The 11,680-nt window shown below is 67.8% G+C and carries 11 protein-coding genes; 4 read left to right on the plus strand and 7 right to left on the minus strand.

Going from position 1 to position 11,680, the window contains the following annotated elements; genetic code table 11:
* Nucleotides 1–6: 6 nt before the first annotated feature.
* The 3 genes from amgK to FKQ52_RS15910 are packed head-to-tail and all read right to left on the minus strand — an operon-like array spanning nt 7 to nt 2,408.
* A complete protein-coding gene (gene amgK, locus FKQ52_RS15900) occupies nt 7–1,095 on the minus strand; it encodes an N-acetylmuramate/N-acetylglucosamine kinase AmgK (RefSeq protein ID WP_141628080.1) in 1,089 nt (362 codons plus the stop codon).
* Complete coding sequence (gene tsaE / locus FKQ52_RS15905) at nt 1,088–1,546, minus strand: tRNA (adenosine(37)-N6)-threonylcarbamoyltransferase complex ATPase subunit type 1 TsaE (protein ID WP_141628416.1); 459 nt, start codon at nt 1,544–1,546, stop codon at nt 1,088–1,090. Before tsaE ends, amgK begins: the two co-directional genes overlap by 8 nt.
* Nucleotide 1,547: 1 nt before the next feature.
* Nucleotides 1,548–2,408, minus strand: coding sequence for a GNAT family N-acetyltransferase (locus tag FKQ52_RS15910; protein WP_141628081.1), 861 nt, complete (start codon nt 2,406–2,408; stop codon nt 1,548–1,550).
* 143 nt (nt 2,409–2,551) lie between these two features.
* Here FKQ52_RS15910 and FKQ52_RS15915 point away from each other — a divergent pair, with 143 nt between their 5' ends.
* Nucleotides 2,552–4,657 carry a S9 family peptidase gene (locus FKQ52_RS15915; RefSeq protein WP_141628082.1) on the plus strand — a complete coding sequence of 702 codons (2,106 nt, stop codon included), beginning with the start codon at nt 2,552–2,554 and terminating at the stop codon, nt 4,655–4,657.
* Between the two features lie 74 nt (nt 4,658–4,731).
* On the opposite strand, the gene FKQ52_RS15920 is transcribed toward FKQ52_RS15915, so the two are convergent.
* Nucleotides 4,732–5,031 (minus strand): hypothetical protein, encoded by a 300-nt coding sequence (locus FKQ52_RS15920; protein ID WP_141628083.1) that lies wholly within the window; start codon nt 5,029–5,031, stop codon nt 4,732–4,734.
* Between the two features lie 191 nt (nt 5,032–5,222).
* On the opposite strand from FKQ52_RS15920, the gene FKQ52_RS15925 reads away from it, so the two are divergent.
* The 3 genes from FKQ52_RS15925 to FKQ52_RS15935 all read left to right on the plus strand — a co-directional run bounded on the left by FKQ52_RS15925 (nt 5,223) and on the right by FKQ52_RS15935 (nt 9,675).
* Nucleotides 5,223–7,244, plus strand: coding sequence for an AsmA family protein (locus FKQ52_RS15925; protein WP_240811683.1), 2,022 nt, complete (start codon nt 5,223–5,225; stop codon nt 7,242–7,244).
* A 46-nt stretch (nt 7,245–7,290) separates the two neighbouring features.
* Nucleotides 7,291–8,148: an alpha/beta hydrolase gene (locus FKQ52_RS15930; protein WP_141628085.1), complete on the plus strand. Its 858-nt coding sequence runs from the start codon at nt 7,291–7,293 to the stop codon at nt 8,146–8,148.
* 81 nt (nt 8,149–8,229) lie between these two features.
* Entirely contained in the window at nt 8,230–9,675 is a 1,446-nt protein-coding gene (locus tag FKQ52_RS15935) for an AMP nucleosidase (RefSeq protein WP_141628086.1), read from the plus strand.
* Between the two features lie 97 nt (nt 9,676–9,772).
* Here FKQ52_RS15935 and FKQ52_RS15940 read toward each other — a convergent pair whose 3' ends face one another.
* The 3 genes from FKQ52_RS15940 to FKQ52_RS15950 form a co-directional block, all read right to left on the minus strand.
* Complete coding sequence (locus FKQ52_RS15940) at nt 9,773–10,234, minus strand: phasin family protein (protein ID WP_141628087.1); 462 nt, start codon at nt 10,232–10,234, stop codon at nt 9,773–9,775.
* Between the two features lie 26 nt (nt 10,235–10,260).
* Nucleotides 10,261–11,010, minus strand: a complete 750-nt coding sequence (locus FKQ52_RS15945; protein WP_141628088.1) for a creatininase family protein — start codon at nt 11,008–11,010, stop codon at nt 10,261–10,263.
* A gap of 70 nt (nt 11,011–11,080) precedes the next feature.
* Entirely contained in the window at nt 11,081–11,677 is a 597-nt protein-coding gene (locus FKQ52_RS15950) for a TetR/AcrR family transcriptional regulator (protein ID WP_141628089.1), read from the minus strand.
* Nucleotides 11,678–11,680 lie beyond the last annotated feature (3 nt).

Below are 11,680 nucleotides of genomic sequence, written 5' to 3' on the forward strand. Positions count from 1 at the left end.
CGTCGGTCATTTGCGGCTGGCCTCCGGCACATGGGCGTTGAACCAGTCCGCGACGGTCTCGAGGCCCGGCGACTTCAGATTGGCGTTCAGATGCGCCCACATGCGCGGCATGAAGGCGGCGTATCGCGGCTTGCCGTCGCGCACGATCAGGCGCGCGAAGACGCCCAGAATCCGCGCCTCGTTCAGCGCCGCCAGACCGGCGTAGTCCCGCATGAACTCGGTCCGGTCCACCTGGGGGCGCAGGCTGAAATAGTGATCCAGCGCCTTCGTCTCGAGCGCGGGCGAAACATCCCGGCGGGCGTCCTGAAGCAGGGAGTGCAGATCCCACGACGGATGGGCGCGCACCGCGTCCTGGAAATCGATCATCCCGACCATGGACGCGCCCGACTTCCCCGGCAGCCGGATCAGATTTTCGGCGTGATAGTCGCGGTGCGCCATCACGCTCGCCCCCGCCGCGCCGCGTTCGACCACCGGACGCCACGCCTCGCGCCAACCTGCGATCGCCGCCTCATCGAAGCGCAACGCCGGGTCCAGCTTGGGCATCCATTCCACGAACAGATCGGCTCCGCCCTGCAAGGCCGTTTCGTCATAGACCAGCAAGGGCCAGTCGCCCGCCGCGCCCGACAGCCGCTCCGGCGTCGTCGCGTCATGCAGGGTCGCCAGCGCCTCGACCGCGGCCAGATACAGCGGCGCCTCCGCCTCCCCGGCCTCGATCACACGGGCGAACAGGGCGTCGCCGAAGTCCTCCAGAACGGCCAGACCCGCCGCCGCGTCCACGGCGAGGATCTCCGGCGCGGACAGACCCAGCGCTTTCAGATGCGCGGCCACGGCGGCGAAGGCCTCGATCCGGCCGGCGGACAGACGCGCGGTGGCGTTCCAGCCGGAGGCGAGCCGCTGCTCCGGCGTCCACGACGGATCGGCGGGGGGGCTTTCTGCGCTGGCCGCCTGATCCATCAGCATCAGTGAGCGTCCGTCCGTTGTTGTCAGCCGCTCATACCGGCGGGTCGAGGCGTCGCCGGGCAAGGGATCTCGCGCCGCATCCGCCAGACCGGCGGACTTCAGAAACGCCAGACGTTGGGCTTCACGATCAGACATGCAGGTCCTTCAGCTTCTCTTCCCACGCCCCCGCGCCGGACAGGGTCGCCCCCCTTCCCTCGCCTTGTTCGGACAGGGTCACAACCAGTCGATCCGGCCCCAGCCAGGCGCCGGGATCATCACCCAGCCGTTCCGGCCATTCGATGACGGCGCAACCCTCATCCAACGCCTCGTCCAGACCGATCTCCGCGGCCTCCTCGGGCCGCGTCAGCCGGTAGAGGTCGAAATGCGCGACGGGCGGCTCGCTGTCGTAGAACTGAACCAGGGTGAAGGTCGGCGACGGCACATCCTCATCCGGCGTGGTCAGGGCGCGGATCAGAGCGCGGGCCAACGTCGACTTGCCCATGCCGAGCGGGCCATACAGCAGGACGCTTTCACCCGGCTCCAACAGGGGCGCGATGGCCGCGCCCAGCCGCCCGGTGGCGTCCGCGTCCGGAAGGGTCAGGGTCAGATCAGGCAAAGTCGGCGTCCGGCTGGGCGGGCAGGACCCGCTCGGTGAAGGCCTTCAGCGCATAGGTCGCCTTGCCTGCATCGATGTCGAGACGCGACGGCGGGATCGGCTTGCCGACCTTCATCTGGAAGGCCGTCCGGCGCTTGTTCAACAGCTCATGGAACAGGGTGATGTCCCTCAGTTCCTCGGAGAACCGGTCAAACCAGTGGAACAGGCGCGAATAGGGACCGGCCACATGGATCGGCACCACCGGCGCCTCATACTTCCGCGCCAGGGACGCGGCGGTCGGCGCCCATTCCGGATCGGTGACCGACCCGTCCTTCGCGATCCGCGCCAGCCGCCCGGCCGGGAACATCACCAGACACCGCTCGGCCTCAAACGCCGCCTTCGCCGCCTGCAGTGTGGCGCGGGTCTTCTCGCGGGTGCGTTTGTCATGAACCCACTCCACCGGAATAATCACCTCGGCCAGTCGGGGCGAGACCCGCAGGGCGTCGGCGTTCGCGAAGAAAATGGCGTCCGGCCGCCGCTTGTTGATGGCGTCAAAGACGGCGATCCCGTCGGCGATCCCCGTCGGATGGTTAGCCACCACCACGCATCGCCCCGTCGCCGGGATGCGATCCGCGTTCAGCACCGAGACCTTCAGGTCCAGCAGGTTGCTCATATAGTCCAGCGCCGCCCCGCCCGAGAGCGGCTTGACCGCGTCGGCCATGCGGACCGCCTGCGGATAGTTCAGCAGCCGGTACAGAAGCGGCCGCACCAGCGGCCAGACCGCTGACTGCGTCAGCCGCGGCGCGCGCTCGGCGATCAGCACGTCGCAGATGTGCGGCTCAGGTCGCGCGGGCAGGGTCTCGGGGGTCGTCATGCGACGCCGGTTGTCGCCGCTCCCGCGAAGGACGGCAAGCGGCTTGGCGACCGCATCGCACGCCTTTGTGAGCACAGGCGGCGCCGCTTCCGCCCGCCGCCCCCCGGTGCTACGCCACCCGCCGAAGACAAAGGAACCTGCCCATGCGTCACCGCTCCCTGCTTTCGTGCGCCGTCGCCGCCATCGCGCTGTCGACCGCAGTCCCCGCCCTGGCCGAGACCCCGACCGTCTCCCCGGCTCCGGCGGAGGCGTCGGCCCAGGCCGCGCAACCGGCCTTCGACTACCGCGCCATGATCTCGGCCAACCGGCTGGGCGATCCGCAGGTGTCCCCGGACGGCCGCTGGGTCGTCTATTCGGTGACCACCACGGACGTCGCCGCCAACCGCCGCGCGGGCGCCCTGTTCATCCAGGACCTGCGCAGCCCCGGCGAGGGCCGTCGTCTGGCCATCAACGAGGGCGGCGCCAACACCGCGCGCTGGGGTTCGGACGGCAAGCTGTACTTCCTCTCGGGCCGGTCGGGCTCCAGCCAGGTCTGGCGCGCGGAAGCCGACGGGACCGCTCCGGTTCAGGTCACCAACCTGCCGCTCGACGTGAACGCCTACCGCATCAGCCCCGACGCCTCGAAGGTCGCGGTCTCGCTGGCGGTCTTCCCCGACTGCGCCGACCTGGCCTGCACCGTGGATCGCCACAAGGCTGTCGCTGACGATCCTTCGACCGGCCAGACCTACGACCGCATGTTCGTGCGCCACTGGGACACCTGGAACGATCACACCCAGAACCATCTGTTCGTTCTCAACGCCGACGGTTCGGGCCAGCCCGTCCACGTCACCCGTGGCTTCGACGGCGACACTCCGTCCAAGCCGTTCGGCGACGAGAGCGAGTTCGTCTTCACCCCGGACAACCAGGGCATCGTCTTCTCGGCCCGCGAGGCCGGAAAGACCGAGCCGTGGAGCACCAATTTCGACCTCTATCAGGTCGCCATCGGCGCGCCCGGCCAGCTGACCAATCTGACCGACGCCAATGACGCCTGGGACACCGGCCCGGTCTTCTCGCCGGACGGCAAGACCTTGGCCTATCGCGCCATGGCCCGTCCGGGTTTCGAGGCCGACAAATATTCGATCTTCCTGCGCGACGTGGCGACGGGCGAAACCCGCCAGATCGCGGCCGACTGGGACCGCTCGGCCGACACCCTCCAATGGTCGCGCGACGGCCGCACCCTCTACACCACCGCCGGCGACGTCGGTCAGACCCGCCTGTTCAGCATCGACGTCCGTCGCGGCACGGTGATCCCGATCACCGGCGAGGGCCACGTCTCGGCCTTCCAGCAGACGCCCTCGGGCTTCGTCTTCGCCCAGGACAGCCTGATCCGCCCCAGCGAGCTGTTCGTGAAGACCTTCCGGGGGCGCGAAATGCCCGCCCGGATCACCAATGTGAACCCGCAGCTGGACAACCTTGCCTTCGGTGAAGCCGAGCAGTTCACCTTCGCCGGCTGGAATGACGAGACCGTCCACGCCTACGTCATCAAGCCCGCCAACTATGTCGAGGGCCAGAAGTATCCGGTCGCCTTCCTGATCCACGGCGGACCGCAGGGGTCGTTCGGCAACGGCTGGTCCTACCGCTGGAACCCCGGGACCTATGCCGGTGCGGGCTATGCGGTGGTGATGATCGATTTCCACGGCTCGACCGGCTACGGCCAGGACTTCACGGATTCGATCAGCCGGCACTGGGGCGACCGCCCGTTCGAGGACCTGCAGAAGGGCTGGGCCGCCGCCCAGGCGAAATACAGCTTCCTCGACGGCGACAACGCCTGCGCCCTCGGCGCCTCCTACGGCGGCTATATGATCAACTGGATCGCCGGTAACTGGCCGGGCGAGTTCAAATGCCTGGTCAACCATGACGGCGTCTTCGACATCCGCGGCATGGGCTACGGCACCGAGGAGCTGTGGTTCACCGAGTGGGAGTACGGCGGCACCCAGTACGAGAATCCGCAGGGCTACGAGCAGTTCAACCCGGTGAACCACGTCGCCAACTGGCGTGACCCGATGCTGGTCGTCCAGGGCGACCTCGACTACCGCATCCCGACCTCGCAGGGCCTGTCGACCTTCACGGCGCTCCAGCGTCGCGGCATCGACAGCCGCCTGCTGTTCTTCCCCAACGAGAACCACTGGGTGCTGAAGCCGGCGAACAGCCTGCAATGGCACAACGAGGTGTTCGGCTGGCTGGACAAGTATCTGAAGCCGGCGAACTGATCCCGGCGTCAGACCAAAGAGAAAGGGCGCTCCCGGCGGGAGCGCCCTTTGTCATGTCCCGGTCTCGCTGGAGGTCAGCGGGCGCGGGCGTTGGCCGAACGGTTCATCAGCCGCGCATGCTCATTGGCGGTGATGCAGCGCGGGGTTGACCAGGTCGGGTCGGTCGGGCGCAGGGCCTGAACCTCGCGCGCGGTGATGAAGACCGGCGCGGCGCCGTGCTCACGGGTGAAGGCGCGACGGGTGGCGGCGTCGGTGGCGCAGACCATAACCGGACGAGCCGGAGCCGCTTGCGCGGTTTCGTGGGCGACAGCAGGGACCGCCGAGAGGGCGGAAGCGGCGACCGCGAGGGCCGCAAAGGCGCGAATTGCACGCATGGGATTTCCTCCAGAACGCCTGAAATGCTCAGGACTCGGACGGAATAATGCGCCAACGCCGTCTTTTGTAAATCTTATATGACGTTTGGAAGTATGAAATTTTACATTGGCGGTTTCAGGCGGTCTTGGGCCTTTCCGCGACCTCGTGCGTTGTGCAGGCTTCGATGGAGCCTCCCCGCTTGCTCAACCCGTTGAAAAACAGCCCGATCTGGCCCGCCGCCCGAGACCGTTTCCTGCTGCCGGCATGGCGATGGGTGCGGGTTCGGAGCGTCAACGCCTACGCGGCGGCCAGAGGCTGGCGACCGGGCCGAAAGACCCGCGTCGCCGGGATCGTCGCCCTCGTTCTGGTGCTGGCGATCACGATCGGCCTCGCCTTGCTCGACTGGAATCTGCTGCGTGGCCCCATCGGGCGCTGGGCCTCGGCCAGATATGATCGTCAGATCGAGCTTAACGGCGACCTGGATGTGAAGCTGTTCAGCTGGACCCCCTCTGTCCACGTCCGTGACCTGCGTGTCGGCGGACCCTCATGGGCGCGGGACCGCGACACGCTGAAGATCGCGGATTTTCAGGGCTCGGTCCGCCTGCTGCCCCTGCTCATCGGCAGGGTCGAGGTTCCGCGCGTCGCCATCGTCCGCCCCGAGGTCGTCCTGATCGCCACCGAGGACGGTCGCCGCAGCTGGCAGCTCAACCCGGACAAGCCTGACGACGGCAAGGGCCTGAAGCTGCCGCCGATCCATCAGCTGATCATCACCGACGGCTCTCTTTCGCTGGACGAGCAACGCCGCAAGATAAGAATGGAGGCCACCCTGTCCGCCCGCGAGGGCTCCCAAGGGCGCGCCGGTTTCCGGCTCGACGGTCAGGGCACGATCAACGGCACGCCGCTGACCCTGGCCGTGGCGGGCGGCCCCTTTATCAATATCCGTCGCGACCGCCCCTACCCCTTCCAGGCCTCGCTCGCGGGGGTGAACTCGACGCTCGAGGCGCGCGGCTCCATCACCCGACCCTTCGATCTCGGACAGTTCCAGACGACCCTCAGCCTTCAGGGCCGCGATCTGGCGGATCTGTATCTCCTGACCGGCATCGCCCTGCCGAACACCCCGCCCTATCGGCTGTCGGGCCGACTGACGCGCGACGACGCCAAATTCAGCTTCAACGACTTCGCCGGTCAGGTGGGATCGTCGGACCTGTCCGGCGATCTGGTGGTCGACAAGGTCGGCGATCGTCGGCGCGTGGACGCCGTCCTGCACTCCCGGCTGCTGGACATCGACGATCTCGCCACGGTTCTGGGCGGAACGCCGACGGTCACGCCCGCCGGCAATACGGTGGTGACATCCGGCCAGCCGGGCCGGTTGCTTCCCGACGCGCCTCTGGCCGTCGAGCGCCTGCGCGTCATGGACGGCACGCTGCGCTACACGGCGGGACAGGTGAAGCGGAACGAACTGGATATCCGCAAGGTCGAGCTGGGCGCCGATCTGGATCGCGCCATCCTTGATCTCGACCCGGTAGCCTTCACCTTCAATCGCGGCGAACTGCGCGGAACGGCCCGGATCAACGCGACCCGCGACACGCCTTACAGCACCGCCGATTTCCGCCTGCGCGGCTATCCGCTGGAATCCATCATCCCGGCCCAGGGCGGAGTCCCGACCGTGACCGGTCGGGCCTTGGGGCGCCTCCAGCTCGAAGGACCGGGCGCGTCAATTCACGACTTCGCCGCCGCCTCAAAAGGTCAGATCACAGTCGTCGTGCCGCAGGGCCGCATGCGTTCAGCCTTCGCCGAACTGTTGGGCATCAACGCAAGCGCCGGTCTGTTCCGCCTTCTCGGAGGGGATGAGTCCGACGTGGAGATCCGCTGCGCCGTCGCCGACTTCCGCGTCGCGGGCGGTACGGCGACGGCGCGGACCTTCGTCATCGACACCACCCCGGTTCTGGCCCAGGGGACCGGAACCCTTGATCTGGGCGCCGAGACCCTGAGCCTGCGCATCGACGGCGAAACCAAGGAGGCCCGTCTGGTTCGCCTCTGGTCACCGATCACGGTGCAAGGACCGTTGACCGCGCCCCGCGTTGGCATCGATACCGGCTCGGTGGTCGGTCAGGCCGGTTTGGCGGGGGTTCTGGGCGCCGTGGTCAATCCGCTGGTCGCCCTGCTGCCCTTCGTCGACCCCGGCCTGGCCGAGGACGCCAACTGCGGCGCGCTGATTTCTTCGGCCCGTTGAGCGCCGGCGTTCTGGTCCACGAGGGGTCTTCGTGCGTATCTGAAGCATGACCCGACGCGGCATTCTCGCATCCACCCTCGGCGCTCTCGTCGCGGCCTGCTCGCCTCTCGGCCTCCTGAACGGGCTGGGGCCGAGGGACGGCGGCGTGCGTCGCGTGGCTCGCGACATCGCCTACGGCACGGATGAGCGACAGACGCTCGACATATGGGCGCAGACCGATCCGTCAGATATGGCTCGGCCCGTTCTGGTCTTCTTCTACGGCGGCGGCTGGTCCGACGGGTACAAGAACCTCTACGGCTGGGCTGCGCAAGCATTGGCGGCCCGCGGCTTCCTCGTGGTCGTTCCCGACTACCGGCTGGTTCCCGAGGTCCACTTCCCCGCCTTCATCCAGGACGGCGCCGAGGCCACCGCCTTCGCCGGGACCATCGCGCGTCAGTATGGCGGCGACCCCGCCCGGCTCGGTGTTCTGGGCCACTCCGCCGGCGCCCATCTGGCGATGATGATCGCACTCGACCGACGATACATGGCCGGCGCCGAAGCCCCGAATCTCATCCGGGCCGCCGCCGGTCTGGCCGGACCCTATGATTTTCTGCCGCTGGACGTTCCCGCCTCGATCAACGCGTTCGGCCGCACGCCCGACCTGACCCTGACCCAGCCGGTCAGCTTCGTTCGCCCCGACGCCCCACCGCTCTGGTTGGGGCACGGAACCGCCGACACGGTCGTGCACGCCGAGGACACCACCATCCTGCGCGACCGGATGCAGGCGGTGGGCGGCCGTTGCGAAGCCAAACTCTACCCCGGTCTGTCCCACGAAGACCTGATCGCGACCTTCTCGCCGCTGTTCCGCAAGAAGGCTCCGGTTCTCGACGACGTCACCGCCTTCTTCCGGCGCGAGCTCGGCTGACGTCAGGGGGCGGTCACACCCCGTAACCGGTGTTCAGCGTGGCCGTCTCGCCAACGTCACCGTCTTCCGTTAAGGGAGGCCATGACAAATACGATGACAGCACAGGCGGCGCTGGACCGCCTCGAAACCCTCTACTCCGAATCCGTCGCCAATCTTCGCGACGCTGTGAAGACCTTCCTCGCCACGGGCGAGCGTCCCGACGCCGAGGCGCGGGCCAAGGGTCTCTTCACCTATCCTGAACTCCGCATCAGCTGGTTCGGCGACCGTCCGGTCAATCTGGCCACCCGCGCCTATGCCCGACTCTCGCGACAGGGTGTGTATTCGACGACCATCACCCGCCCGGAACTGTACCGCTCGTACCTGCAGGAACAGCTGGCGCTGCTGGAGCAAGACTACGGCGCGACCTTCGACGTTATCCCGTCGGCGCAGGAAATCCCCTTCCCCTACGTGCTGGACGGCTCGGACGTGGTGCTGGACGCGACCATGACGGCGTCGATCGCCCGCTACTTCCCGACCACCGATCTGGCCCACATCGGCGATGAGATCTCCGATGGCCTGTGGGATTCGGACGAGGAGTTCCCTCTGGCCCAGTTCGACGGCCTGCGCACCGACTTCTCGCTGGCCCGCCTGCGCCACTACACCGGCACTCCGGTCGAGGACGTGCAGAACTACATCCTGTTCACCAACTACAACCGCTACGTCGACGAATTCGTCCGCTGGGCGCTGGAGCAGATCAAGGATCCGAACAGCATCTACGAGACCTTCTCGACCTCGGGCGGGGTCGTGGTCACGCGGGACACGCCGAACCCGGAAGCCGTCGTCGCCGACGCCGCCTGGAAAAAGCACCAGATGCCCGCCTACCACCTGACCGCGCCGGGCTGGAACGGGATCACCCTGGTCAACATCGGCGTCGGTCCGTCGAACGCCAAGACCATCTGCGACCACCTGGCCGTCACCCGGCCGCATGCGTGGATGATGATCGGCCACTGCGGCGGCCTGCGTCCGTCCCAGACCATCGGCGACTATGTGCTGGCACACGCCTATCTGCGCGAGGATCACGTTCTGGACGCCGTCCTGCCGCCGGACATCCCCATCCCCTCGATCGCGGAAGTCCAGCGCGCCCTGTACGACGCCGCCAAGATCGTCTCGGGCGCCCCGGGCGAGGAAGTGAAGCGTCGCCTGCGCACCGGCACCGTCGTCACCACCGACGACCGGAACTGGGAGCTGCGCTATTCCAAGTCGGCCCTGCGCTTCAACCAGAGCCGCGCCGTGGCAATCGACATGGAATCGGCCACCATCGCCGCGCAGGGCTACCGCTTCCGCGTGCCCTACGGGACGCTGCTCTGCGTGTCGGACAAGCCGCTGCACGGCGAGATCAAGCTGCCGGGTCAGGCCAACCGCTTCTACGAGGGATCCATCTCGGAACACCTCCAGATCGGCATCCAGGCCGTGGACCTGCTGCGCGCCGAAGGCAACCGCCTGCACAGCCGCAAGCTCCGCGCCTTCGACGAGCCTCCGTTCCGGTAGGTGATACTGCGGGCGCTATTTCGAAGACGCCCGAACGGATATTTGGACGACGAAAATTGTGACGACGGCGACAGGAGATACAGCCTGAGCCGTCGTCCTAGCGCTTGAGCCGTTCCGCATTGGCGGTCGCCGCCGCGTGGATCGGCTGCAGGGCGTCGGTCTGAAGCTTCAGCATGGCCACGCCCATGGCCCAGCTCTGTTCGAGAGACCGGGTCCAGGCGTCGGCGGCCCAGGCGCTTTGGGCGGCCATCATCTCCGCCGGGGTCCGGGAACGCAGCACAGCGTCGAAGGCCCGGCCCGCCGCCGCGGTTTCCCGTGCGGCGACCGTCTGCGCCGTCTGCGCCAGCACCGCCGCGCCGTTCAGACCGATGCGGGCCGATCTGGACATGGCGTCCAGTTTCTCCGACCCCATCAACGCCAGCTCCGCCATATCCGCGCCGGCCGGATTCGCGACGGCCTCGGCCATGATGGTCAGCCGCCGGGCGATGACGTCGCCCGAGGCTTCCAGCAGTTCCTGTCCGGCGCGGGCGGCCCGCGCGGCCTCGTCGATAGGGCTCATGGAATGACGGTGCGCCTGACCCGGCCTTACGGCAAGACCTCGACCGAGAAGTCCGCCACATCCTGTAGCAATCCCGGCACAGCGGCATCGATGATCGTCTGGCCGTGCTCCGGGCTGGCCAGCATGGGATCGGAGCCGATCCGGCCGTCCGGGAACCGGGCGCGATAGTCCAGCGCATCGCGGATCGGCCCGTTCGGCGCGATCTTCGGGCTGTAGTCGGCGGTCTTGATCCGGTCCGGATAAGCGGCCTGCGTGACCGCGATCTCGGACGGCGTGGCGTGCATCCCGTGCCCGACCGGGAACAGCCGGTTGCACAGGCTGTTCACCCCCGGCAGGTCCCACCAATTGCGCAGCTTCAGCACGAACGGCGGGCGATCTTCCGCGAACGACCACTCCGCATAGATCTCGGCGAAGGTGGCCTCGATGGTGGCGACGTTGCCGCCGTGACCGTTCAGGAAATAGATTCGCTCGAAGCCATGGCGGCTCAGCGAATGCACCCAGTCGGTGATCGCGGCCATGAACGTCGAGGGGCGCAGCGAGATGGTTCCCGCGAAGGCCAGATGGTGCTGGGCCATGCCGATGTTGAACGTCGGTGCGACCACCAGTTGCTCGTCCGCCTTCTCGGCGGCGTGGGCGATGATCTCCGGGCACAGCCAGTCGGTGCCCAGCAGGCCCGTCGGACCATGCTGCTCATTCGAGCCGATCGGCACGACCACCGTCTTCACGGTCTTCAGCCGCGCGTCGATCTCGGGCCAGGACGACAGATGCATCAGCATGGGCGGAACTCTCAAACCGGGGAAGCGGTCGCTCTACACCCATCCCGGGCCGCCGTCATTCCGGGGCGCCTCACTCCGGGGCGAAGGCCCGCATGAAGCGGCGCGTGACCTCGGCAGCGCGGGCGGCGGGATCGATCACCGGATGCGGCACGCCCAGAATGCCGCGCAGATGCCCGTGGCCCAGAACCATGCCGGAGAACATCTCGGCGGCGACATCGGGCTCGGGCACCGACAACACGCCCTTGCGATCCTGTTCCGCCAGCCAGGCGGACAGTTTTCGAAGGCTCTCGGCCGGACCCGCCTCATAGATGGCCGCCGCGATATCCGGGGCCTGGGGCGACAGCAGGGCGACCCCGCGCATCGACCCCTTGCTGTCATTGCCGGCGATCTTCTCCAGCAGCAGGCCGGCGAAACCGCGCAGCACCGCCTCGGCGTCCCCCCCCGAGCGCAGCGGGGCGCTGATCGTGTCCGACCGGCGACTGGCCAGCGCCCGCCCGATATCCAGCTTGGACGGGAAGCGGTTGTACAGCGTCTGGCGCGAGACCCCGGCGGTGCGTGCGATGGCCTCCATCGAGACTGACACGCCTTTTTCAGCGAAAAGGGCGTGCGCGGCCTCCAGGATGGCCTCGGTCTTGGCCTCGTCGACCTGTCCGGCGATTCTAGGCATTCT

This window comes from Brevundimonas sp. M20 (genome assembly GCF_006547065.1).
Classification (GTDB): domain Bacteria; phylum Pseudomonadota; class Alphaproteobacteria; order Caulobacterales; family Caulobacteraceae; genus Brevundimonas.

What these genes read in the sequence shown, in the direction of transcription:
- FKQ52_RS15910 (WP_141628081.1), bottom strand. Translation starts at nt 2,408, where the DNA reads ATGACGACCCCCGAGACCCTGCCCGCGCGACCTGAGCCGCACATCTGC.
- FKQ52_RS15950 (WP_141628089.1), bottom strand. Translation starts at nt 11,677, where the DNA reads ATGCCTAGAATCGCCGGACAGGTCGACGAGGCCAAGACCGAGGCCATC.
- FKQ52_RS15945 (WP_141628088.1), bottom strand. Translation starts at nt 11,010, where the DNA reads ATGCTGATGCATCTGTCGTCCTGGCCCGAGATCGACGCGCGGCTGAAG.
- FKQ52_RS15930 (WP_141628085.1), top strand. Translation starts at nt 7,291, where the DNA reads ATGACCCGACGCGGCATTCTCGCATCCACCCTCGGCGCTCTCGTCGCG.
- FKQ52_RS15935 (WP_141628086.1), top strand. Translation starts at nt 8,230, where the DNA reads ATGACAAATACGATGACAGCACAGGCGGCGCTGGACCGCCTCGAAACC.
- FKQ52_RS15940 (WP_141628087.1), bottom strand. Translation starts at nt 10,234, where the DNA reads ATGAGCCCTATCGACGAGGCCGCGCGGGCCGCCCGCGCCGGACAGGAA.
- amgK (WP_141628080.1), bottom strand. Translation starts at nt 1,095, where the DNA reads ATGTCTGATCGTGAAGCCCAACGTCTGGCGTTTCTGAAGTCCGCCGGT.
- FKQ52_RS15920 (WP_141628083.1), bottom strand. Translation starts at nt 5,031, where the DNA reads ATGCGTGCAATTCGCGCCTTTGCGGCCCTCGCGGTCGCCGCTTCCGCC.
- FKQ52_RS15915 (WP_141628082.1), top strand. Translation starts at nt 2,552, where the DNA reads ATGCGTCACCGCTCCCTGCTTTCGTGCGCCGTCGCCGCCATCGCGCTG.